The sequence below is a fragment of the Streptomyces chisholmiae genome (genome assembly GCF_031845445.1).
Lineage (GTDB): Bacteria > Actinomycetota > Actinomycetes > Streptomycetales > Streptomycetaceae > Streptomyces > Streptomyces chisholmiae.
This window is the reverse complement of the sequence record NZ_JAVREO010000009.1, coordinates 214,500-237,593: the sequence shown is the minus strand read 5'-3', so window position 1 is coordinate 237,593 and position 23,094 is coordinate 214,500. Positions and strand designations below refer to the sequence as shown.

Genomic DNA, 23,094 nt, shown 5'->3' with positions numbered 1-23,094 from the left:
GGAGGCACGCGTGGGGTTCCGCATCCAGCTGCTGGGGACGGTCGAACTGCACGCCGGCGAGGAGTCGCTGCCGCTGGGATCACCCCAGGGCGGGCTCGTGCTGGCGGCGCTGGCCTGGGACGTCGGCCAGATGGTGAGCCTGGGCACCCTCATCGACCGGGTCTGGGACACCCCGCCCAGGCAGGCACGCAGCAACCTCCACGTGCACATCGCCCGCATCCGCGACGCCTTCCGACGAGTCCCCGGCCCCGACGCGCCGACCATCGTCACCCGCGCCCACACCTACACCCTGCGGGTGCCACCGCCGACCGTCGACGTGCACCGCTACCTCGACCTCACGGCCCAGGCCCGCGGCCTGGCCGACCACGGCGAACTGGCCGCCGCCCGGCAGCGCCTCGGAGAGGCCGACGGACTCTGGTGCGGCGAACCCCTGGCCGGCCTCGACAGCACCTGGGCCGGCCAGATCCGCGAGACCCTCACGCAACGACAGCTCTACCTGGCCCTCACCCGCGCCAGCATCGCGCTCCGGCTGCGGCGGCCGGAGGACGCCATCGACGAACTCCTGCCGCTGACCCGCCGACACCCGGTCGACGAGTCACTCGCGGAACACCTGGCGCTCGCCTACTACGGCGCCGGCCGCTCCCGGGACGCCGACCTTGAGGTGGAACGCGTCCGACACGAGTTACGCCTGGCGCTGGGCAGCGGCCTCGGCATCCGACTGCGCCGGTTCCGGCAGGCCGTCGCCGACCAGACACCGGCGGACGAGGTACTGACCGCGGCGGGCTTCCCCGCCACCCGCCCCGGCGCCACCAGCACCAGCGCCACCCGCCCCGGCGCCGCCCACTCCGGCCCCGCCCACTCCGGCTCGCCGGGCCGGCCCGACCGCCGGCACACCGCGCTGGACAACCTGCCGCCCGACGTCAACTGGGTGGGCCGCGAGGCGGAGTTGACCGAGATCACCACCGCGGTGCGGGAACGCGGCCAGCGCGTTCGCGCGGTGGTCATCGAAGGCATCGACGGCATGCCAGGGGTCGGGAAGACCTCGATGGCGCTGCACATCGCGCACCGCCTCAAGGAGGACTACCCCGACGCCCGGCTGATCGTCAACCTGCACGGCCACGACCGCACCCGACGCCCGCTGGACACCGTGCACACCCTCACCGACCTGCTGCGCCGCTTCGACTACCCGGACGCCGCCCTCCCCAGGGACGAGGAGGCCCTGATCACCGCGTGGCGGTCGATCATGGCCGAACGCCGGGCCCTGCTGATCCTCGACGACGCGGCCAGCCCGGAGCAGGTCCGCCCCCTGCTGCCCGGCGCCTCCAGCTCCCTGGTCATCGTGACCAGCAGGCACCGGCTGGCCGCGCTGCCGGGAGCCCGCTCCCTCTCCCTCGACGTGCTGCCCGAGTCCGAGGCCGTGGCCCTCTTCCGCAGTCGCCTGCGCGGCCGACGCACGGCCACGACGGAGGAGGTGGCACGCGTCGTGCGGCTCTGCGGACACCTTCCCCTCGCCATCGACATCGTGGCCGTGCGCTTCCTCACCCGCCCCTCCTGGCGCATGAGCGATCTGGCCGCCCAACTGACCAGCGGGAAAGGCGTGCTGCGGGAGATGCGGGACGGCTCCCGCGAAGTGACGCCGGCGTTCGACATGTCCTACCGGGCCCTCGAACCGCTGGAGCGCGGGATCTTTCGCCATATCGGGCTCATGCCCGGGCCGGAGTTCGGATCGCGGGCCGTGGCCGCCCTCACCGGAATCTCCCGGGAATCAGCGGAACGCGGCCTGGAGAATCTCCTCTATGTCCACCTGATCACCGAACCCAGCTCGCACCGGTATTCGACGCACGACCTCCTGCGGGAATTCGCGCAGGTGCTCGTGCGCACCGAACAGGAAGCGGCGGAGTCCGCGGCGGCACTGGACCGACTCGCCGACGCCTACATCACCGCCGCCGACCTGGCGGACCGCGCCGCCTACCCCCACCGGTCGCGGTTCGTCATCACCACCCCGGCTCCCCCGGAGGTGCGCGACTGGGTCGACGAAGCGCAGCCGCTGCGCTGGTTCCTGACCGAGAAGGACAGTCTGCTGCCGCTCTTCGAACAGCTGGGGGCCTCGGGAGACCGCGACCGGTCCGCCCGACTGGCCCACGCGCTGGCCGGCTTCCTGGGAGCGGAAGGCTACCTGGGCACCGCCGGCGCACAGCTGCGGGACGCCGTCGCCTACTGGCGCGAGCACGACGAGCCACGGGCCGAGGCCTGCGCCCACCTGGATCTGCTGACCGTCGCCGTGCACCGGGGAGAACTCGACGAGAGCGTCGACGCGGCCACCCGCGCTCTGGAGATCGCCGAGCGTCTGGACGACCCGGGTTTACGCATGGAAGCCATGCAACAGCTCGGCCGCGTCAATCTCATCGCCGGGCGAATCGAGGCGACGGTACCGCTGCTCCGACGCCTGGTGGAGTTGGGTGAGCGGCATTCCAATCGTCGTCAGCTCGCCCGAGCCAGAAACGCGCTCGGAACCGCGATGATGGATCTCGGCGAACACCAGGAGGCCATGCGCTATTTCCAGGGTGCATACTCGGACTTCAAAGCACTTGGCGACCCCCGAGGACAGTACGTTGTACTCAGTAATAGCGGAGAGCTGAGCCTGAAAAGCGGCGATGCCAAGAATTCGGTACGCCTCTTCCGCAAGGCTCTCGAAGCCTTCCCTGCCACTGGGCCACGTCACGAGAAAGTGGCGATCCAGATGAATCTCGCGGAGACGCTATTTCATCTGGGGGACTCCAGCTCGGCGCTTACGCTGTACCGCGAGGCCCTGCATGTCTTCACCACGCTCGGCCACAAGAAGAGCGCATCCGCCACGATGAACAGCATGGGACGAGCGCTGCAGAGCCTGAACCGCTACGAGGAAGCAGTTTCTCAGCATCAGGAAGCCGTGGCTCTAGCGAGCGAGGTCGGCGCCGAAGCCGAACTCGGCCGCGCGCTCGCAGGGTTGGGGGAGGCCGAGCACGGCGCCGGCCGACTCCTCGACGCCGCCGGGCACCTTCAGCGGTCCCTGGAGATCGTCCGCCGCCTGAAGCTGGCGACCGACCAGATAGCGACCCTGAGAGGGCTTGCCGCCCTCCGCGCCAGCCAAGGCCTGCACGCCACTTCGGCGGCACTCCAGCACGAAGCGGATACGCTGGCTGGGCGGCTCGACGCCGCCGCCCCCGACCTCGACTCACCTCAGAGTGATGATGTTTAACAACTAAGCATCAAGGGGTCTTTTTCGTGCCCACATCATGCACGCAGTAAGCGCTTCCGCTGGGATTTTACGCCTTCGCCCACCTGTGCAAATATGGTCGAACACTTCAAGATCATCCACGGGTGATCTGAGTGGACATCGTCCCAGCAAACAGGTACGGAGCTACCGCGTTGAGCATTCTGCACGAGACGCTGAACATCCTCAACCAGCTCGCGGCCCTCGGTATGTCACCCGAGCGGGCCGCCAGCATGAGCGGGGAGATGGTGTCGCAGGGGATACACTTGCTCTTCTGAGCGTCAATTCCCCCAAGCCCGGCGGCAGTCCACCGCCGGGCTCATTCGTGTCTCGCCCAAAGCGGCGAAGAAGTCACACAGTGGGATGACCGCCGGATCGTAGGCGACAGGACAGAACAGCTTCTGAGGCCACGCTCCAACCGTCGCAAGGCCTTGAGTTCACACGCCGACCCAAGCTTGAGGGCATGCAGGATGACGCCATCGGCCATGCGGTGTGCGCCATCGCCAACGACCTGACTGGTCGTGGCGGGGGGCACACAACGCGGGGAAGCCGATGTCCGATCTGGAACCGGCCGACGGCGGCACGGGCGGTGACCCCGCTCGATGGGAGTTCCAACGTCATTGACCGAACCTGACCGGCCTGGCCCAAAGCTACGCCCCCCGCGTCGCCCCGCCGCCGCGGGCGCGGGCGAGGGCGACCAGGGCGAAGCCGAGGGCGAGGGTGAGCGCGCCGAGGCCGGCGACGGCGGCCGGGAAGCCGTCGTTCCCGGAGTCGAGGAAGGGGTAGAGCGCGGCGTCCGAGGCGAGGTAGACCACCAGGTAGACCAGCAGCACGGCGGCCCAGCTCAGTGGGTACCACCAGCTGGCCAGAGCCTGCCGCCGGCCGACGAACAGCCAGTCCACCAGCACCGCCAGCGGCGTGAGCAGGTGCTCGAAGAGCGACCAGGCGTCGTGCACGTCGCCGTCCAGCACGGTGAACCAGGTGACCATCACCAGCAGCAGGGTCACCGTGAGCAGGCCACGCAGCCAGGTCGTCGGCGGCTCGGGGCGGCGCAGCGCCACCGCGGCGAGGGTCACCACCAGGATCAACGCGTAGCCGAACCCGGCGGCCACGCTGGCGAGTTGGCTCAGCCCGTACAGGGTGGCCCCGCCGGTGCTGTGGTAGCCGATGAAGGCGCAGGCGATCACCAGCACCCGCCAGAGCGTCTCGCCCGGCAGCGTGCCGGCGGTCGAGACGGCCACCCCGGCCGCCCCGACCGGCCCGGTGGACCCGGTGGACCCGGCCGGCCGCCCCGCCGCGCCGGCCCCGTCGCCGCCCGGCCGGGGCCGAACCGCGCGGAGCCGGGCCGTGGACGCCTGGCCCGGGCGGGACCCGGGCACCCGGTCGGCTCCGGCGGGCGGCGGCAGGGGGTGCGATGGCTCAGTCATGGGCGGACGGTCCTCGGGCACGGGCGGGAGTAGGCGGGACGGCGGCCTTCGCCGAGCGTAGAGCCTGCCCGGAAGGTTGTCCCGCCCCCACGGCGGCCTGGGATGGGCTTGTGGGCAAGGGGTTTCAGAGTTGTGACAGGACGCCGCACGGCGCGGGCCGCGCCCGCCCTCCCGACGGCCCGGTCAGCCCTGCCCGTTGCGCAACAGGCCCCGTACGTAGGCGGCTTGGCCCACGTGCTGGAGGTCCTCGGCCACCACGCTGATCAGCCGGACGCCGAGGGTCACCGGCGGGTTCCACCGGTCGTCGACCACCTCGGCGAGGTCCCCGACCCGGATCTTGCCCAGGTAGCCGACGGTCCGCTCGTGCACCGCCTGGTGGTAGCCGATCAGCAGCTCCGGGTCCGGCGCGCCGAGCGCCGCCACCTCGGCGGAGCTGTGGCCGAAGCCGGTGGCCTCCGGCGGGAACGGCAGCCCGAACCGGTCCACCCAGCGGTCCCTGGTCCACACCTGCGCCCGGTCGGCCAGCTCCGCCAGATGGTCGTCCTGCACCCGGGTGAGGTGCCAGACGAGCCAGCCGATGGGGTTGGCCTCGGGCCCGACCCGGGCGCCGATCTCCTCCGGGGTCAGGCCGGTGACGGTGGCCTCCACCTCCTCCCTGATCCGGTCGAAGGCGTCCACCAGCAGCTCCGTACTCGCGTGCACGACGACTCCCTTTCCGCCCGAGGCGTTCGGTGTGCGTGGAGCCGGTCACGGACGCCCGACGTTCGGCGTCGCCCCGGCCGGGCCCTGGCCCCCGGGGCCGGGACCCGCACTGCGACTATGGCACCGCGGGTACCCCGGGAGGCCGCACACACGACGGCGCGCCCGCCGCGTTACCGCGACAGGCGCGCCGGATGCCGCCGGGCGGCCGTCAGCCGCCGTCCCCCGACCGGCCGGCCGGACCACCCCGCGGCTCGGCCCCGCCCAGCTGGGGCAGCAGCTGCGCGGTCAGCAGCGTGGCCAGGGCGGACGAGTCGCCGGCGCCCGCGTCCGTGCGGACCACCACGGGGCGGGGCGCCTTGCCGGCCAGCTCGGCGCCGACCTCCAGCCGCCGCCGCGCCAACTCGTACTGGAGCACCGCCCGGTTGTCCCGGTAGGCCTGGGCCAGCCGGGCCTGCGCCCGGGCCTCGTTCTCGGCCGCGATCAGGCCGCTGCGGCCCCTGGACTCGACCTCGGACCTGACCCGCTGCGCGTTGGTCTCCTGCTGCTCCAGCAGCTGGGCGACCTCCTCACGGGCGTTGTTGAGCGCGGCCTTGACCTCGACGATGCGGGCGTCGCGCACCTTCTTGGCCCGCTCGATGTCCATGCCCAGCGCGTCGATCCGCCGCTTCCTGGTGAGGCCCCACTCCTGGTCGTAGGCGACGCGTTCCTTGGCGACCCGCTCCCGGGTGGCCAGGTGCTGCTGGTACTGGGTGGGCAGCTGCACGTCCGGGATGTTGCAGCCGGTGATCCGCACGCCGTAGCGGGAGAGCTGCCGGTTGAGCAGCTCCTGCATGTCGGCCACGTCGGAGCCGCGCAGGTCGTAGGCGCGCTCGGTGCTGATCTGCCGGGCCCGCTGCCGGATGGCGTCCTGCACGGCGCTGGAGAGCACCAGGTCGAAGTTGCCGGCCCCGATGATGCGGACGAAGAGCACCGCGTCGGTGATCCGGAATTTCAGGAAGAACTCGATCGACCGCAGCGGCACGTTCTCCCGGGTGGGGCAGGCCATCACCGGCGCCGAGTAGGGGATCTCCGTCGCCGTGTCCACCACGAACTCGACCCGCGACCAGGGGTGCCACAGGTAGTGGCGGCCCGGGTTGAGGGTGCGGACCACGGCGCCGTAGCGGGTGAGGATGCCGTTGGTGCCCTGCTCGATCTCCACGATCGAGGAGCGCCACCACCACAGCCCGCCGACCAGCAGCATGAACAGGCCGAAGGCGTAGGCGAGGACGGCCAGCGTGTCGTACGCCAGCTCGCCGGCGCCGGAGCTGTCCTGGGCGGCCAGCAGCACGCCGACCAGCATCGCGAAGACGCCCAGCCACAGCGGCGCCATCCAGCCGAGCCGGCGCCGGTGGCGCGGGATGATCACCGGGGTCAGCGTCCCGGCGTCGCCGCCGCGCAGCAGCTGCGCGACGTCGCTCCAGGGGGCCACCGTCTCCGCGATGACCGACCGTTGGTTGCGCGGCGTGCTCATTCCCCGCCCTCCTCATCGTGCCCGAAGCCGCCGCCGGGGTGCCCCTCGGCGCCCGGGAGGAACTCCAGGGTGCGCGGGTCGTGGGCCGCGCCCCCGGGTGCGGGGTCGGCCGGCTCCCCAACGGCCGCCCCCGACGTGGTGCGCGAAGCGCGCGGAGTGCCGGCCTCGGCGGCGACGGACTCCCCGACCGTCGCCCCGGCGAGGACGTCCTCGTCCGGCGCCGGCACGGTCGGCCGGTCGGCCTCCCGCAGCGCGTCGATCTCGGCCTGCCGGCCGGCGATCCGCTCGGCCACCTCGGGCAGTCGGGCCCGCACCGCGGCCATGTCGGCCTCGCTGAACAGCTCGGTGCCCTGCTCCCCGACCAACTGCCGGGCCAGCGCCAGGAAGTCGACGCCGGTGGAGCCGTCGCCGGCGCGCTCGGCACCGATCCGCACCAGCCGCGGCAGGTGGTCGGCCACCTGCGCGAGGGTGTCCAACACCTGCTGCTGGTACCGGTACTCCAGGATCTCCGGCGCCTCGGCTGCCGTCACCGCGCGGATGTCCAGCGCCTGCGCCTCCAACAGCGCCGCGTTGGCCCGCGCCTCGGACTCCGCCGACACGTACCGCTCGCGGGCCAGCGCCGCGGCCCGGTTGGTCTCGCGCTCCACCGCGGTGTCCATCTGCGCCTGGTACTGCGCGATGTCCGCCTGGATCGCGGAGAGTTCCTCCTGCTGGGTGGCCAACTCCTTGGTGAGGTCGCCCTCGTCCTGCTCCTTGCGCAGCTGGAGGGCGTACTCGTGGGTGTAGGCCTCCTTGGCCACCCGCACCATCTCGGGGGCGGCCAGGTCCATCCGGTAGCCGCGGTCGCTCGGCTCGGCGTGCGTGATGTTCGCGTTGGTCAACGCGACCGCCGGCAGGAACTGCTGGTTCAGCTGCTCAAGCAGCCGCCCCGTGTCCTCGCCGACCATGTTGTAGATACCGGCCGCCTCCTGCTCGTAGATCAGGCTGCGAATGGTCTCGCTCACCGCGTTGTGCAGCTTCTCCTGGAATCCGCGCACCGCGCCCAGCGTGTAGACGAATTCGACCGGATCGCTGATGCGGAACTGGATGAAAAGGTCGATCGACGCCTTCACCCCGCTGCGGGTCGGGGCCTCCCTGACCGGCGCGTTGAACGGGTATTCCCGGGTGGTGTTGATGATGTAGGAAACCCGCTTCCACGGGTTGAGCAGAATGACCCGGCCCGGGCCGACGACCTGCTCCAGCTTTCCGAAGCGGGTGATCAGCGCGTGGCAGCCGTCCGGCACCATCACCATGCCCTGCCGCCACCACTCGAAGCCGACGCCCAGCAGCACCAACACCCAGGCGTGCGCGCCGAAGAGCGGGTTGGTGAGGACGTCGCCGCTGGTGGCGCCGACGACCAGGCTGCCGACCGCGACGATGACCAGCAACAGCAGCACCGGGAACATGCTGAGCAGGGACCGGCCGCGCGGGATCACCATCGGGCAGATGGTGTGGACGGTGCCGCCGGCCTCCCGCTTGTGCTCGCTGCGGTTGAGCGCCTCGCCGGCCTCGTCCAGCGGGACGGTCTTCTGCTCCATGACGGTGTCGGTGCTGGCGCCGGCCTGGTCCTTGGCGGCCGGGAAATCGGCCGGGTCCATTCCGTCTTCCCGGGCGACGGTTGTCGCGTCGCCGGCCCCGGAATCCTGCCGACCGCTTCGACGAGAAGGCCCCGCCCCCTCGATCTGCCCGCGCAGTTCCTCCTGAACCGCGGTCCGTGGATCGGCTCCCTCCGTCACCGCGCGCGCGATTCTTCTTACGCTCTGAGTTCGCGCCACGAATCCCCCCATCGTTTCTGTGGTGCTCGTACGTGGTATCCGTGCGCCGGTCATTGGACACCACATCGGTGCGCGGGGCAAAGCCGGCGGCGGGATCGTTACAGGGTTATGCCAGGGCGGGCGGCCGGAACCGCCCGGCGCCGGCGCCAACCGGCCGCCGGGCCGGGGTGGTTCGCCGGGTTGGCCCGGCTTGCGGGGGTCGCCGCCCGCCGGCCGGCGGGCCGGCCGTGCGAGCACGGTTGACAAACCCTACGGTCCCCTCAAAGCTCTGACTGTCGAACGCAAGACATCGACTGCTTCAACTCAATTCCTTGCACATGTTCCGTAAGTTCACGGCAACCCCTCGCTTGTCGGCCCAGCCGCCGCGGCCGGGCCCGGGTGAGGCGGCCCGCCCCCCACCGAACAGAGGACTCCCATGAGAAGGAACCAACGCGGCCCACGGCTGCTCGGCGGCAGCTCGCTGACCGCCCTGCTGGCGGCCGGGCTGCTGCCCCTCACCGCCGGCGGCCCGGCCTCGGCCACGACTCCGGCCGACGCCCCGGCCACGGCCGAACCGGCGGCCGAGACCCGGGGCGCCGCCCTCCCGTACGTCGAGTACGAGGCGGAGGACGCCGAGTACCAGGGCACCCTCCTGGAGGCCGACCCGGAACGCACCTTCGGCCACACCAACTTCGCCACCGAGTCCTCCGGCCGCAGGTCGGTACGGCTGGACGCCACCGGGGACCATGTCACGGTCACCGCGACCGCCCCGGCCAACTCCCTGGTGGTGCGCAACTCCATCCCGGACGCCCCCGGGGGCGGCGGCGTCGAGGAGACCCTCAGCCTCTACGTCAACGACACCTTCGTGGAGAAGGTGACCCTCTCCTCCCGGCACAGCTGGCTCTACGGCACCACCGACGACCCCGAGGGCCTGACCAACACCCCGGGCGGCGACGCCCGGCGGCTGTTCGACGAGTCCCACCTGCTGCTGGCGGAGACCTACCCGGCGGGCAGCACCTTCCGGCTCCAGCGCGACGCGGACGACTCCGCCGAGTACTACGTCGTCGACCTGATCGACCTGGAGGAGGTCGCGCCGCCCGCCGAACAGCCCGCGGAGTGCACCTCCATCACCGAGTTCGGCGCGGTGCCCGACGACGGCGAGGACGACACGGCCGCCCTCCAGGCCGCCGTCACCGCCGACCAGAACGGCGAGATCGACTGCGTCTGGATCCCCGCCGGCCAGTGGCGGCAGGAGCAGAAGATCCTCACCGACGACCCCGAGAGCCGGGGCCAGTTCAACCAGGTCGGCATCCGGGACGTGGACATCCGGGGCGCCGGCATGTGGCACTCCCAGCTCTACACGCTGACCCCACCGCACGAGGCCGGCGGCATCAACCACCCGCACGAGGGCAACTTCGGGTTCGACATCGACGCCAACACCCAGATCGCGGACATCGCCATCTTCGGCTCCGGCACCATCAGGGGCGGCGACGGCGGCCACGAGGGCGGTGTCGGCCTCAACGGCCGGTTCGGCGAGGGCACCAGGATCTCCCGGGTCTGGATCGAGCACGCCAACGTCGGCGTCTGGGTCGGCCGCGACGTCGACAACATCCCCGAACTGTGGGGTCCGGCCGACGGGTTGGAGTTCACCGACGTCCGGATCCGCAACACCTACGCGGACGGGATCAACTTCACCAACGGCACCCGCGACTCCTCGGTGCGCAACTCCTCGTTCCGCAACACCGGGGACGACGCCCTGGCGATCTGGGCCAACCCGCGGGTGGCCGACCCGTCCGTGGACGTCACCCACGGCAACACCTTCGCCAACAACACCATCCAGCTGCCCTGGCGGGCCAACGGCATCGCGGTGTACGGCGGTTACGACAACACGGTGGAGCACAACACCATCGCCGACACCATGAACTACCCCGGCATCATGCTGGCCACCGACCACGACCCGCTGCCGTTCTCCGGCCAGACCCTGGTCGCCGGCAACGTCCTGCACCGCACCGGCGGCGCGTTCTGGGGCGAGGCCCAGGAGTTCGGCGCCATCACGCTGTTCGCGGCGACCCACGACATCACCGGGGTCACCATCCGGGACACCGAGATCCACGACTCCACCTATGACGGCATCCAGTTCAAGTCCGGCGGCGGCGCGGTGCCGGAGGCGACGATCTCCGGCGTCACCATCGAGGGCTCGCTCAACGGCGCCGGCATCCTCGCCCACGGCGGGGCCCGCGGCAGCGCCAACCTGACCGACGTGACCATCAGCGGCATGGCGGACGGGGACGTGGTGGTCGAGCCGGGGTCCCAGTTCGTGATCAACGGGTGGTAGGCGGCGGACGGTGAGCGCCGGCCGGTAGGCACGGCCCGGACGGGAAACGGGACGGGGAGGCCGGCGGCGGGTGGCCTCCCCGTCCCGCCTCGCCCCGCCGGGGCGAGGGCCGTGGCCGGGCCGGCCGCCGCCGGGCCGCGCGACCGGGCCGCGCGACCGGGCCTGGGGAACGGGCACCGGGGGAACGGGACCGAGCCCGCGATCCAGGCCGCGATCGAGGCCGCGCCGGGGGCTGCCGCTCGCTCAGCGGGCGGCGGACCAGGCCGGGCAGACCACCCGGGACGCGGGTGCAAGGACGGCGCCACCCTCAATCCGAGCCGTTCGTCGAGGCCGATCGCGGTGGCCCGCCAGCACCAGACGGAAAGCCGGACGGTGTCCGCGCCGGCCGCCACCCCGCCGGCCCGCTCACCCTCCTCCGCCTGCGTCGCCAGGTGACAGGCGGCCAGCAGCCGGGCCAGCCCGGCGGACTCGTCCGCACCGTCCGGGCCGTCCGGACCGTCCGACAACCAGCGCGGCACGCCGACCACACCGCTTTTCCGCCCCGTCGCCCCATCGCCCCCGTATCCCCCGTATCCCACCGTTCATGTCACGGAGGTTTCGGCGGGTGGGTAGTGACCGGCGCCCTGATGACCTCGATCAAGCTGGCGAAGCTCGCCCGGCCGTGGCCGGCCGCGACCCCGCGCGCGGTGAGGGACTGGACGAGCAGCGGCAGTCCGGCGTCCAGGCCGTGCGCCTCGGTCGCCTCTCGCAGGTGCTCCATCAGGGGAGCGTCCAGCTCCAGCCACTCACCGTCGCCGGGGAAGTGGCCCTCGTCCACCTGAGCCGCGTAGCCGCCGATCACGTCCGCCACCGTGGTGCCGAGCCAGCGGGTGAGCAGGGGGACGACCGAGCGCGCCGTCACCCCGGCGGTGCCGAGCAACGCGGCGGTCTGGAGGAAGCCGACCAGTGTCGCCCAGGCGAGGTTGAGCAGCGCCAGGTCATAGAGGGGGACGACGCCGACAGCCGGGCCGAGGTAGGTAGCGTCGCCCAGCAGCCGCAGTTCGGCCTCGTTCCGGGCGAACACCTCGCCGGAGCCGCCGTAGACCAGCACGGTGGCCGGGTCCCCGACGTGTTCCGGGTGCGCCATCAGCGCCCCTTGCAGGTAGTTGGCGCCGCGGGCCGTGGCGCGCGCGGCGGCCCGTTCGGCCTGCGCGCCAGTCCCCGACGTCAGGTTGACGAGATCGCGGCGGGCGAGCGGCGCGGGGAGCGCGGCCAAGGCCGCTTCCGCCGCCTCCGGGCTCTCCTCGCACAGCAGGATGAGCCGGGTGTCTTCAAGCCCGAACTGCCGTGCCAACCGGGGGAGTTGCTCGGGGCCGAAGCTGACGGTGGTCCGTCCGGCGGCCGTCAGGGTGGCGGCCAGGGCGGCGGCCCTCGGGTTCGTCCCGAGGATCAGCAGGGGGGCGGTGGTGGTCATGACTCTCCCTCGACGGTGAGAACGACACACCCGAACCTACACGATGTACCCTACATCGTGTAGGTCAACCTTTCGGGGTCACCCGCCGCAGGGCCCCCACCAGCACATCGGTACCGGCCGTGACCGCCGCGCCCCTGGCGATCCGCCCCTCTGCGGCCTCCCGGCCGAGCGCCTCAAGCGCGCCGAGCAGTCCGGCGAGCAGCGCCTCGTCCAGCTCGCCCGGCGGGACCACGCGGGGAGCCAGCGCCGCCCGGAACTCCCGCAGATAGAAGTTCCGGGACTCACGCATGAAGTCCCGCGTCTCCTTGTTGGCGGCGAGGGCCGCCGCGATCTCGTCACACTCGACCCCGGCCGCGACGAAGCCGTCCACATAGGCCGCGCTCAGCGCACCGGCCGCCGCCTCGACACCGTCGCCCGCCTCGGCCAGCGCCGCCCTGATCCGCTCACCGAGCCCCACGTCATAGGCGCGGAAGAGCGTCAACAACAGTCGCTCGCGGGTGCCGAAGTGCTCGTAGACGACCGGCCGGGAGACCCCGGCACGCTCGGCCAGCCGCACCAGGCTGAGCGCGCTCGCGCCCTCGACCCGCACGATCTCAAGGGCGACGTCCACCAGCTGGGCCCGTCGTTCGTCCCGCGTCATCCGTCGCCCCGCCACCGTCGCCGACTCCTTCCCGCGCCCCTACCCGGGGTCGCCACCGGTCGCGATCCTACGGGCCCGGCGCGCTGGCCCCGCCCGTGGCGCCGCCACGTATTGTTCTGGTTGTTCCAAAACTGCTAGCCTGCCGTCCATGGCCAGACCGAGGCTGTTCGATGAGGATCGGGCACTGGAAGCCGCGATGCGGATCTTCTGGGCCCAGGGGTACGACGCGACCTCGACCGATGACCTGTGCGCGGCCACCGGGCTGGGGCGCAGCAGCGTCTACAACGCCTTCCGCAGCAAGCACGCCCTGTTCACCCGGGCGTTGACCCGGTACATGGAGCTGATGAACGGCCCGCAGCGGGAGTTGCTCGCTCAGGTGGAGCTGTCGCCGCTGGAGCGGCTGCGACGGCTGCTGGCGCGGGTGATCGAGCTGGACCTGTCCCAACGGGACCCGGCGGGGCGCGGCATCGGCTGCCTGACGGTCAACTCCACGGTCGAGCTGGCGGCGGGCGACCCGGTGGTGGCCGAGCTGCTGGCGCGTGACCTCGCCGAGCGCACGGCGGGGCTGCGGGCGGTGATCGAGGCCGGGCAGCGGGACGGCACGGTGAGCGATCGGCGGTCGGCCGGCGCGCTGGCCGACTACTTCAACACGGTGCTCTCCGGCCTCCGGGTCGCCGGCCAACGCGGGGCCGATCGCGCCGAGATGACCGCCGTCGCCGAGGTCGCGCTGGACGCGTTCACCCCCTGACCCGCCCGCGCCCTCCGGGGCCTCGCCCGCCCCGGCCGCCTCGCGCGGCAGACCACCGGGCCGGCCCCGGACGCCCTCTGCCCTGATTTTGTAACACCCAGACCAAAACCCGCGGACGCCCCGGGTGCCCGGTGACCGCGGTCCCGGTCTCCCGCGGCGCCGAGAAGAAGGAGAACCCGTGCCCAGAGCGGTCCATGTGCTGGCCTTCGGCATCTTCGCCATGGTCAGCAGCGAGTTCCTGGTGGCCGGGCTGATGCCCCAGATGGCCGAGGGCCTCGACGTCTCGGTCTCCCAGATCGGCTACCTGATCACCGCCTTCGCCGTCGCCATGTCCGTCGGCGGGCCGGTGTTGAGCCTGGCGCTGCTCCGAGTGCCGCCGCGCGACGCGCTGTTGGGGCTGTTCGCGCTCTTCCTCGTCGGCAACGTGCTGGCGGCCACCGCCGTGAACTACCCGGTCATGCTGGCGGCGCGGATCGTCACCGGGGTCGCCGCCCAGGCGTTCTTCGGGGTGGCGCTGTCCCTCGCCGCCACCCTGACCGGTCCGGCGGAACGCGGCCGGGCCAGCGCCCGGGTGATGAACGGACTGATGCTGGGCACCCTGCTCGGGCTGCCGATGGCCACCCTGATCGGGGAACGCTTCGGCTGGCGGGCCGCGTTCTGGGCCATCTCGGTGCTCACCCTGCTGGCCGCCGCGGCCACCCTGCGGGGCGTGCCGGCGCGCGCTGTCACCGCCGAGCGTCCCGATGTGCGACGGGAGTTGACGGTCTTTCGGCGGCCCGCCGTGTGGTGGGCCTTCGCCACCAGCACGCTGATCATCGGGGCGACCTTCGCCGCCTTCAGCTACGTCAACCCCGTCATGACCGAGATCACCGGGTTCTCGTCCGGCACCGTGCCGCTGCTGCTGGTCGCCTACGGGGCGGCCACCGTGCTCGGCAACCTGGTGGTCGGCCGGCTGGCCGACCGCTACACCGTGCCGGTGCAGGTCGTGGGCGTGCTCGCCAACGCCGGCTTCCTGGCCGGGCTGGCGCTGCTGGCGCACGTCCCGGTGCCGGCGGTGGCGCTGCTGCTGGGCATCGGCCTGGTCGGCGTCACCATGAACCCGGCGATGATCGTGCGGGCCCAACGCGCCGGCGACGCGGGCCTGTTGCTGAACACCGCGCATGCCTCGTTCATCACCCTCGGGGTGATCCTCGGGTCGCTGCTCGGCGGGCTGGCCATCGAGGCGCACGGGCTGCGCGCCCCGCTCTGGCTCGGCGCGGGCCTGGCGGTGCTGGCCCTGGGCACGCTGCTGGTCGAGTGCACCCCGGCGGCGCGGGCCCGCCGGGCCGTCGCCGCGGCCCCGTCCCCGGCGTCAACACAGGCCGATGCCGCGCCGGTTGACGCGGCGCCGGTCGAGGCCGGGGCCCCGGGCCCCGAATCCCGGTAACGCCCCGCCGCCGGCCGCCGGGAGGGGTGCGCCCAGCGGCCGGCGGCTCGGCTTCGGAAGAGGCTCGGCCGGGGAAGCCCGGCGACCAGGCCGGCCGCGTCGCCGGCACCGGTCCCGGCGTCGGCCGGGCCCCCGGCCAGGTCGTCCTCGCTCATCGTTGGCGTGCTCCCCGGTAGCGCGCGGCCCGGGCCGTCCGGCCCGTCCCATGACCCGCCCAGCGTCCTGCCCCGACCCGCGCCCCGACCTCCTCCCACCGGCCCCAACCCCCGACCCACGGGCGGAGAACGCCCTCCTGCCGCCGCACGAGCCGGCCAGGTGCCGCACGGGGGGAGCCGGACGCCCCACCGGCGTGGTAACTTCGGCCTCACCTCAGGGCCCCTTCCGGATTCCGGACGCGTCTTGCACGTCGAACGGAAGGACTCCGCCCCATGTCACGCGGTTATGGCCCCGGCCACTTCAGTGAGGACCCGTACGCGCAGATCGTCTCTCCGCACGGCATCCCGGTGGACGACCTCGTCTCCGTCCTGCACAAGGAGATCCGCCGGAGCAACGTCGACAACGCCGTGCTGGCCGCCTACGAGATGTACACGACCTCGCCGGACGTGGCGCGGCACCTCTGGCGGCGGCTGCGGATCATCGCGGTGGAGGACATCGGCATGGGGCTGCCCCTCGCCCCCGTGCTGGTGGACGTGCTCCACCGGAACTTCGACGCCACGCCGGGCGGTGACTGGATGATGGCCTGCCAGGCCGTCCGGGTGCTGGCCGGTGCGGCCAAGGACCGCACCGCGTCGGAACACGCCGACTGGGTCGCCACCATGGTCGAGCGCGGCGAGGCGCTGGTCCGGGTGCCGGACTACGCGCACTGCGTGCACACCCGGGCCGGCCAGGAGCAGGGCCGAGGGCTGACGCAGTGGTGGGAACACGGCGCCCGGGTGCGCGACGAGTCACCGGAGGCCGACCACCGCTACCGGGACGAGCTGATCCGGCTCCACCGCGCGGACGAGGCCACCCACGGCACCGAGCCACCGCCGTCCCGCTGGACCCGGGCATAGAAGAGCCCAGCAGCGGTGGGCAGCCGCACCGCGCGGAGCGGCGGGGTGTCAAGGGGGACCGGCTCTGACTCAGAGCACCTCGGACTCCTCGTCATCCCCGGGGAAATCCTCCGGGGAAGGCCACACCAGGCGGTAGTCGGGAATTTCGCTGAACTCTCCCAAGGAGGATTCCGCATTCACCACCGCGCCAGACGGAACGGGACAGCGGGACCAGTCAGCAGCACACCAGCTCCTGCCGGCGGCCGGTGACCACTCCCCCACCCGGCCGTCCCCTCCGTTACTCCGCCGGCTCGGCCGGCTCCGCCGGTGGGGTCCCCGTGCGGGCGCGGTGGCGGAGGCGTTGGGGGAGGACGGTGTACTTGGGGTCGCGGGCCGAGGTCAGGCCGGCGTGGAAGACCGCGAAGCGGGTGGCCGCCGAGGCGGCCAGCAGGGCCGCGCCGCTGGCCGCGGCGGCGGCCCGGCTGCGGCCGGCGGCCAGCGCGGCGCCGGCCGTGCCGGCCAGGGCCAGCCGCTTGGCCGTGGTGAGCAGCCGCGCCGGCCGCCCCCGGCGGTAGGGCTCGCCGGCGTGCCCGGCGCTGATCACCAGGGAGCGCAGCGCGACCAGTTCGGCCCCGGTGGCCAGCACCGCGGCGGCCCGGGCCGGCCCGGTCTCGGCGCGCGGCGCGAGGAGCAGCGCCATGCCGCTGGCGGCGCCGGCGGCAGAGGCGGTGAAGAGGTAGGGCAGTTCGCGGTGTCCCTCGTGCCAGGCGGGGATGGCGGTGTCGGCGAGCAGCACCCCGGTGTAGGCGGCGACGGCGGGGCCGATGCCGGCGGCGGCCAGGGTGGCGGCGGTGCCGAGCCGGGGCAGCCGGCCGGTGACGGCGCTGGCGGCGGCGAGCCCGGCGGCCGGCCCGTAGCCGGCGAGCAGCCAGGAGCCGACGCTCATCGGCGAGGTGGGCTTGGCGACCCGCAGCATGTTGAGGAACCGGTCCGGGCGGCCCAGGTCGTGGATCAGGGCGGCGGCGGAGAGCGAGATGGCGCCCAGCGAGCTGAGTTTCAGGGCCCGGGCCGTCCGGGGGCGGCCGGTGAGGTGGGCGCCCGCGGCAAGCGTGGAGCCGGCGCCGGCGAGCCCGCCGAGGAACAGGTAGCCGGCGATGTCGCTGGCCCGCCAGGCCGGCGCCTTGACCACCGGCCGGCCGTAGTAGGAGGTGAACTCGGCCTGCGGGACCATCCGTTGTTCGCCGCCGCCGCGTCGCCGGCCGGCGAAGGCGGCGGTGTCCGGCAGGTTGCCTGGGATGGCCTCCCGGCCCGGCTGGACGCCGGCCAGCCCGTCGCGGGTGACTTCTGCCTCGCTCATCGACTCCTCCGGGGGACACGGGTGGCGCGGGTGGGACGGGTCGCGCGGGGCGCGCGGGTGACGCGGTGGGCGGCGGCCAGGCCGCCGAGCAGGGCGAGGGCGGCCAGCGCGGCGTGCCGCCACATGGCGGGCAGGTCCCGGGTGGTGACCACCGGGTCCGGCGGCAGCCCGTACACCTCGGGCTCGTCCAGCAGCAGGAAGAACGCGCCGGCGCCGCCGATCCCGTCGGCCGGGTCGGCGCCGTACAGCCGGGCGTCGGGCACGCCGTTCTCCCGCAGTTGCTCGACCCGCAGTTCGGCCCGGGCGCGCAGCTCCTCCAACGGCCCGAACTGGATGGACTCGGTGGGGCAGGCCTTGGCGCAGGCCGGTTCCAGCCCCGCGCCGAGCCGGTCGTAGCAGAGGGTGCACTTGAACGCCCGCCCGTCGCCCTCCCGTTGCTCGATCACGCCGAACGGGCAGGCGGGCACGCAGTAGCCGCAGCCGTTGCAGACGTCCTGTTGGACAACGACGCTGCCGAACTCGGTGCGGAACAGCGCCCCGGTGGGGCAGACGTCCAGGCAGGCGGCCTCGGTGCAGTGTTTGCAGACGTCGGAGGACATCAGCCAGCGCAGTTCGGTGCGGCCGTCGGCGGTCGGCGGGCCCGGGGTGGTGGGGGTCATCGCCGCGTCCTCGACGGGGGTGGCGGAGCCGCGGGCGGCGAGCGCCAACACGTCGAGGTCGGCGTGCGGTTGGTGGGCCTGCTGGTCGCCGAACGGCTTGGTCTGCTCGACGAAGGCGACGTGCCGCCAGGTGGAGGCGCCGAGCGCGCCGGTGTTGTCGTAGCTCATGCCGGTGAGCTGCAGCCCGTCCTCGGGGACCAGGTTCCACTCCTTGCAGGCCACCTCGCAGGCCTTGCAGCCGATGCAGACCGAGGTGTCGGTGAAGAAGCCGACCCGGGGGGCCTCGCCGGTCGTGGGGGGTTCGGTCGTCAACGGTCAGACCTCCGTGCCGGTGGATTCGGTGACGCCGGCCCTGCGCCGGTAGTCGGCGAGCAGGGCGAGGAGTTCGGGGCCGCGCGGCCGGCGGCCGGGGCGGATGTCGGCGGAGAGCGCCTTGACCTCCTGGATGTGCACGTTGGGGTCGAGCACGATGGCGGACAGCTCGTTGGCCGCGTCCCCGGTGGTGTAGCCGTTGGGGCCCCAGTGGTAGGGCAGCCCGATCTGGTGCACGGTGCGGCCGTCCGCGCGCAGCGGCGCCAGCCGCGCGGTGACCAGCACCCGGGCCTCGACGGCGCCGCGCGCGGTGACCACGGTGGCCCAGCCGCGGTGCGCCAGGCCGCGTTCGGCGGCCAGCTCGGGCGAGACCTCGCAGAAGAACTCCGGCTGGAGTTCGGCGAGGTAGGGCGACCAGCGGGTCATGCCGCCGGCGGTGAAGTGCTCGGTGAGCCGGTAGGTGGTGACCACGAACGGGAAGACCGCCGCGCCCGGCTCGCCGTCCGACGGGTGGTACTCGTTGCCGGGCCTCGGGTAGGTCAACCGCACGGGGTTGCGCCGGTGTTCGGGGTACAGCGGGTTGCCGAACGGGGAGTCCTGCGGCTCGTAGTGGCTGGGCAGCGGCCCGTCGGTGAGGCCGGCCGGGGCGTAGAGCCAGCCCTTGCCGTCGCCCTGCATGACGAACGGGTCGTCGCCGCGGAGCGCCGCCACGCCCCGGGCGTCCGGCTCCGGCACGTGGTCGGGGCGCAGGTCGGCGACGAAGTCGGGGCGGTCGTGGCCGGTCCAGCGGCCGGCCGGCTCGTCCCACCAGACGTACGCCTTGCGTTCGCTCCACGGCTGGCCGTCGGGCGCGGCGGAGGCCCGGTTGTAGAGGATGCGGCGGTTGTCGGGCCAGGCCCAGGCCCATTCGGCGGCGACCCAGTCCTGTTCGGTGTGCGGGCGGCGGCGGGCGGCCTGGTTGACGCCGTCGGCGTAGACGCCGCAGTAGATCCAGCAGCCGCAGGAGGTGCTGCCGTCGTCGCGGAGTTCGGGGTAGCCGGCGAGGGGCCGGCCGGCGGCGTCTTGGCCGTTGATCTCGGCGAGCACCGCCTCCGGGTCGGGCTCCTGGTGTTCGCCGGTCAGCGGGTACTCCCAGGCCAGGTCGAGGAAGAGCCGGTCGGCGGGGTCGTCGGAGTCGGCGAGTTTGGCGCGGATCCGGGCGCCGAGGTGGTAGGCGAACCACAGCTCGCTGCGGCAGTCGCCGGGCGGTTCGAGGGCGGCGTGGTGCCACTGGAGCCAGCGGTTGGTGTTGGTGAAGGAGCCGGACTTCTCGGTGTGGGTGGCGGCCGGCAGGAAGAACACCTCGGTGCCGTTGCTGCCGGGGCTGAGCTCGCCGGTCTCGACCTCGGGCCCGTCGCGCCACCAGGTGGCGGACTCGATCATGCTGAGGTCGCGGACCACCAGCCAGTCGAGGTTGGCCATGCCGAGGCGTTGCAGCCGGGCGTTGGCCGAGCCGACGGCCGGGTTCTCGCCGAGCAGGAAGTAGCCCTTGCAGTCGCCGTCGAGTTGGGCGAGGACGGTGTCGTAGGTGCTGTGCGAGCCGGTGATCCGCGGCAGGTGGTCGAAGCAGTAGTCGTTCTCGGCGGTGGCCGCGTCGCCGTAGTACGCCTTGAGGAGGCTGACCAGGTAGGCGCGGGTCTCGGCCCAGAAGCCCTTGTGGGTGCGGACGGACTCGACATAGGCGTCGAGGTCGGCGTGACTGGTGTGGTGCGGCATCGGCAGGTAGCCGGGGAGCAGGTTGAAGAGGGTGGGGATGTCGCTGGAGCCCTGGATGCTGGCGTGGCCGCGCAGCGCCTGGATGCCGCCGCCGGGCCGGCCGATGTTGCCGAGCAGCAGCTGGAGGATGCTGGCGGCGCGAATGTACTGGGCGCCGACGGTGTGTTGGGTCCAGCCGACGGCGTAGACGAAGGCGCTGGTGCGGTCGGGTCCCGAGTTGGCGGTGAGTGCCTCGGCGACCTTGCGGAAGGTGTCGGCCGGCACCCCGCAGGCGCGTTCCACCAGCTCGGGGGTGTAGCGGGCGAAGTGCCGGCGGAGGATCTGGTAGACGGTGCGCGGGTCGGTGAGGGTCTCGTCGCGCTGCGGGTGGGTGGGCACGTCGTGGCCGCCGGAGCCGTGCGACTCGGAGCCGCCGGCGTGGTGCTCCACGGTGAGGTCCTCGGGTGGCTGGGCGGCCTGGCTGCCGGCGGGGGCGCGGACGCTGGCGCCGCGGTAGGCCCAGCTGGCCGGGTCGTAGACGCCCCGTTCGGGGTCGTGGCCGGAGAAGAGGCCGGCCAGGTCCTCGGTGTCCTGGAAGTCGTCGGTGACCAGGGTGGCGGCGTTGGTGTAGGCGAGGACGTACTCGCGGAAGTCCTTCTCCTCGGTGAGGACGTGGTTGATCAGTCCGCCGAGGAAGGCGATGTCGCTGCCGGCGCGGATGGGGACGTGCAGGTCGGCGTGGGCGCTGGTGCGGGTGAAGCGGGGGTCGATGTGGATGACGGTGGCGCCGCGGGCCTTGGCCTCCAGCACCCACTGGAAGCCGACCGGGTGCGCCTCGGCGAAGTTGGAGCCCTGGATGACGACGCAGTCGGAGTTCTGGAGGTCCTGCATGAAGGTGGTCGCGCCACCCCGGCCGAAGGAGGTGCCGAGGCCGGCGACGGTCGAGGAGTGGCAGACCCGGGCCTGGTTCTCGACGGAGACGATGCCGAGGCCGGTGAAGAGCTTCTTCAGCAGGTAGTTCTCCTCGTTGTCCAGCACGGCGCCGCCGAGGCTGGCGATGCCCAGGGTGTGGGCGACGTGCCGGCCGTCCCGCTGCCAGCGCCAGGTGGCGCGGCGGGTGGCGATGACCCGGTCGGCGATCATGTCCATCGCGGTGTCCAGGTCCAGCGACTGCCACTCGGTGGCGTAGGGCGGGCGGTAGCGGACCCGGTGTTCCCTGGTGTCGGCGGTGACCAGCTGGCGGGTGGCGGCGCCCTTGGGGCAGAGCCGGCCGCGGCTGACCGGGGAGGCGGGGTCGCCCTCGATCTGGGTGATCTTCTCGTCCTTGACGAACACCCGCTGGCCGCAGCCGACCGCGCAGTAGGGGCAGATGGAGTCCACCACCCGGTCGGCGGTCTCGGTGCGGGCGCGCAGCCGCTCGGTGTCGGGTGAGCGGGCCGCGGCGCCGCGCGGGTCCTGCCCGGCCAGCTGCCGGTAGACCGGCCAGTCCTGAATCCAGGTCCGCACGCCCATGCCGGGTCCTTCCGTTCGGCGCCACCCGTTGCCCGTTTCACCGCATTCCACCCGCGATGGTGTGATCCTCACCTGGTTGCCCGGTTGGCGCGAGTCGGCCGGCGTCCCGGCTGGCAGCATCGGGGGCATGGAAGCGGCGTTCGTGGAACGGCTCGGCCCCCCGTCGGAGATTCGGCTCGGCCTGCTCCCCCGGCCGAGCCCGGGGCCGACCGACGTGCTGGTGCGGGTGGCGCTGACCACCGTCAACCCGGTGGACACGCTGGTGCGTTCGGGTGCCTTCGCCACCCCGGTGCCGTTGCCGCTGGTGTTGGGCCGGGACGCGGTGGGCACGGTGGCGGAGGCCGGCCAGGGCAGCGGCTTCACGGCGGGCGAGCCGGTGTGGACCAACAGCCTGGGGCACGGCGGGCGGCAGGGCGCTGCGGCGCAGTACGCGGTGGTGCCGGCGGACCGGCTCTACCGGCTGCCGACCGGCGTCGACCCGGTGACGGCGGTGACCGTGCTCCATCCGGGGGCGACGGCCTGGCTGGCGCTGTTCCGGCACGGGCGGCTGCGGCCGGGCGAGACGGTGCTGGTGGTGGGTGCGGCGGGGAACGTGGGGTCGGCCGCGGTGACCTTCGCCGCCGAGGCCGGCGCGCGGGTGCTGGCGCTGGCCAGGCCGGCGGACGCCGAGTACTGCCGGTCGCTGGGCGCGGCCGAGGTGCTGGACTACCGGGATCCGGGGCTGGCGGGCGCAGTGGCGGCGGTGGCGCCGGCGGGGGTGGCGCTGCTGGTGGACGCGGCCGGCCGGAACGATCTGCCGTGGGCGGTCGGGGTGTTGGCGCCGCGCGGCCGGCTGGTGCTGCTGGCCGGGCCGGCGGCGCGGCCCGGACTGCCGGTCGGGGCGTTCTACCAGCGGGACCTGACGCTGCGTGGGTTCGCGATCTCCGGGGCCACGGTGGACGAGCTGGCCGCGGCGGCGGTCGGCGTCAACCGGCTGCTGGCGCGCGGCGCGCTGGCCTCCCGGCGGGCGACGGTCCGGCCGCTGTCGGCGGTGGTGGACGAGCACCGCAGGCTGGCGGACGGCACCGCGCACGGCCGCCGGGTGGCGCTGCGCACCAGCGCGGCGCTGCATCCGTTGCGGCGCTGAGCGGGCGCGGTCCGCCGGGCCGGCGGTCAGCGGGGCCGGGCGCCCCGGCCAGCGGGGTGATATCGCGGGCGATACC

16 protein-coding genes are annotated in these 23,094 nt (G+C 73.1%); 7 read left to right on the top strand and 9 right to left on the bottom strand.

Going from position 1 to position 23,094, the window contains the following annotated elements:
- Positions 1 to 10 precede the first annotated feature (10 nt).
- Together RM844_RS17180 and RM844_RS17175 are read left to right on the top strand one after the other, a co-directional pair.
- Positions 11 to 3,238, top strand: coding sequence for an AfsR/SARP family transcriptional regulator (locus tag RM844_RS17180; RefSeq protein ID WP_311668102.1), 3,228 nt, complete (start codon positions 11 to 13; stop codon positions 3,236 to 3,238).
- A gap of 170 nt (positions 3,239 to 3,408) precedes the next feature.
- Positions 3,409 to 3,531 (top strand): hypothetical protein, encoded by a 123-nt coding sequence (locus tag RM844_RS17175; RefSeq protein ID WP_311668101.1) that lies wholly within the window; start codon positions 3,409 to 3,411, stop codon positions 3,529 to 3,531.
- A gap of 372 nt (positions 3,532 to 3,903) precedes the next feature.
- On the opposite strand, the gene RM844_RS17170 is transcribed toward RM844_RS17175, so the two are convergent.
- From RM844_RS17170 to RM844_RS17155, 4 genes are all read right to left on the bottom strand, one after another.
- Positions 3,904 to 4,680, bottom strand: coding sequence for a hypothetical protein (locus tag RM844_RS17170; protein WP_311668100.1), 777 nt, complete (start codon positions 4,678 to 4,680; stop codon positions 3,904 to 3,906).
- Between the two features lie 183 nt (positions 4,681 to 4,863).
- Positions 4,864 to 5,382, bottom strand: a complete 519-nt coding sequence (locus tag RM844_RS17165; protein WP_311668099.1) for a mycothiol transferase — start codon at positions 5,380 to 5,382, stop codon at positions 4,864 to 4,866.
- Between the two features lie 208 nt (positions 5,383 to 5,590).
- Complete coding sequence (locus RM844_RS17160; protein ID WP_311668098.1) at positions 5,591 to 6,892, bottom strand: SPFH domain-containing protein; 1,302 nt, start codon at positions 6,890 to 6,892, stop codon at positions 5,591 to 5,593.
- A complete protein-coding gene (locus RM844_RS17155) occupies positions 6,889 to 8,529 on the bottom strand; it encodes an SPFH domain-containing protein (RefSeq protein ID WP_394814530.1) in 1,641 nt (546 codons plus the stop codon). The genes RM844_RS17160 and RM844_RS17155 overlap by 4 nt, the downstream gene beginning before the upstream one ends.
- A gap of 592 nt (positions 8,530 to 9,121) precedes the next feature.
- On the opposite strand from RM844_RS17155, the gene RM844_RS17150 reads away from it, so the two are divergent.
- Positions 9,122 to 11,020, top strand: coding sequence for a right-handed parallel beta-helix repeat-containing protein (locus RM844_RS17150; protein ID WP_311668096.1), 1,899 nt, complete (start codon positions 9,122 to 9,124; stop codon positions 11,018 to 11,020).
- A 586-nt stretch (positions 11,021 to 11,606) separates the two neighbouring features.
- Here the strand turns inward: RM844_RS17150 and RM844_RS17145 are convergent.
- Positions 11,607 to 12,473 (bottom strand): imine reductase family protein, encoded by an 867-nt coding sequence (locus tag RM844_RS17145; protein ID WP_311668095.1) that lies wholly within the window; start codon positions 12,471 to 12,473, stop codon positions 11,607 to 11,609.
- Between the two features lie 64 nt (positions 12,474 to 12,537).
- A complete protein-coding gene (locus RM844_RS17140; protein WP_311668094.1) occupies positions 12,538 to 13,128 on the bottom strand; it encodes a TetR/AcrR family transcriptional regulator in 591 nt (196 codons plus the stop codon).
- A gap of 133 nt (positions 13,129 to 13,261) precedes the next feature.
- Here RM844_RS17140 and RM844_RS17135 point away from each other — a divergent pair, with 133 nt between their 5' ends.
- The 3 genes from RM844_RS17135 to RM844_RS17125 all read left to right on the top strand — a co-directional run bounded on the left by RM844_RS17135 (position 13,262) and on the right by RM844_RS17125 (position 16,339).
- Positions 13,262 to 13,861 (top strand): TetR/AcrR family transcriptional regulator, encoded by a 600-nt coding sequence (locus RM844_RS17135; RefSeq protein ID WP_311668093.1) that lies wholly within the window; start codon positions 13,262 to 13,264, stop codon positions 13,859 to 13,861.
- Between the two features lie 178 nt (positions 13,862 to 14,039).
- Positions 14,040 to 15,287, top strand: a complete 1,248-nt coding sequence (locus RM844_RS17130; protein WP_311668092.1) for an MFS transporter — start codon at positions 14,040 to 14,042, stop codon at positions 15,285 to 15,287.
- A gap of 428 nt (positions 15,288 to 15,715) precedes the next feature.
- On the top strand, positions 15,716 to 16,339 hold the full coding sequence (locus RM844_RS17125) for a hypothetical protein (RefSeq protein ID WP_311668091.1): 624 nt from the start codon (positions 15,716 to 15,718) through the stop codon (positions 16,337 to 16,339).
- A gap of 277 nt (positions 16,340 to 16,616) precedes the next feature.
- Here the strand turns inward: RM844_RS17125 and nrfD are convergent, their stop codons facing one another.
- The 3 genes from nrfD to fdh are packed head-to-tail and all read right to left on the bottom strand — an operon-like array spanning position 16,617 to position 21,892.
- Positions 16,617 to 17,675: an NrfD/PsrC family molybdoenzyme membrane anchor subunit gene (gene nrfD, locus RM844_RS17120; RefSeq protein ID WP_311668089.1), complete on the bottom strand. Its 1,059-nt coding sequence runs from the start codon at positions 17,673 to 17,675 to the stop codon at positions 16,617 to 16,619.
- Positions 17,672 to 18,646, bottom strand: a complete 975-nt coding sequence (locus tag RM844_RS17115) for a 4Fe-4S dicluster domain-containing protein (protein ID WP_311668088.1) — start codon at positions 18,644 to 18,646, stop codon at positions 17,672 to 17,674. The genes nrfD and RM844_RS17115 overlap by 4 nt, the downstream gene beginning before the upstream one ends.
- 3 nt (positions 18,647 to 18,649) lie before the next feature.
- Positions 18,650 to 21,892 (bottom strand): formate dehydrogenase, encoded by a 3,243-nt coding sequence (fdh, locus tag RM844_RS17110; RefSeq protein ID WP_311668087.1) that lies wholly within the window; start codon positions 21,890 to 21,892, stop codon positions 18,650 to 18,652.
- 127 nt (positions 21,893 to 22,019) lie between these two features.
- On the opposite strand from fdh, the gene RM844_RS17105 reads away from it, so the two are divergent.
- Entirely contained in the window at positions 22,020 to 23,018 is a 999-nt protein-coding gene (locus tag RM844_RS17105; RefSeq protein ID WP_311668085.1) for an NADPH:quinone reductase, read from the top strand.
- Positions 23,019 to 23,094 lie beyond the last annotated feature (76 nt).

Bases quoted from the DNA above. Each gene is read 5' to 3' on its own strand.
- fdh (WP_311668087.1), bottom strand. From the start codon at position 21,892: ATGGGCGTGCGGACCTGGATTCAGGACTGGCCGGTCTACCGGCAGCTG.
- RM844_RS17105 (WP_311668085.1), top strand. From the start codon at position 22,020: ATGGAAGCGGCGTTCGTGGAACGGCTCGGCCCCCCGTCGGAGATTCGG.
- RM844_RS17170 (WP_311668100.1), bottom strand. From the start codon at position 4,680: ATGACTGAGCCATCGCACCCCCTGCCGCCGCCCGCCGGAGCCGACCGG.
- RM844_RS17135 (WP_311668093.1), top strand. From the start codon at position 13,262: ATGGCCAGACCGAGGCTGTTCGATGAGGATCGGGCACTGGAAGCCGCG.
- RM844_RS17145 (WP_311668095.1), bottom strand. From the start codon at position 12,473: ATGACCACCACCGCCCCCCTGCTGATCCTCGGGACGAACCCGAGGGCC.
- nrfD (WP_311668089.1), bottom strand. From the start codon at position 17,675: ATGAGCGAGGCAGAAGTCACCCGCGACGGGCTGGCCGGCGTCCAGCCG.
- RM844_RS17155 (WP_394814530.1), bottom strand. From the start codon at position 8,529: ATGGACCCGGCCGATTTCCCGGCCGCCAAGGACCAGGCCGGCGCCAGC.
- RM844_RS17125 (WP_311668091.1), top strand. From the start codon at position 15,716: ATGTCACGCGGTTATGGCCCCGGCCACTTCAGTGAGGACCCGTACGCG.
- RM844_RS17150 (WP_311668096.1), top strand. From the start codon at position 9,122: ATGAGAAGGAACCAACGCGGCCCACGGCTGCTCGGCGGCAGCTCGCTG.
- RM844_RS17160 (WP_311668098.1), bottom strand. From the start codon at position 6,892: ATGAGCACGCCGCGCAACCAACGGTCGGTCATCGCGGAGACGGTGGCC.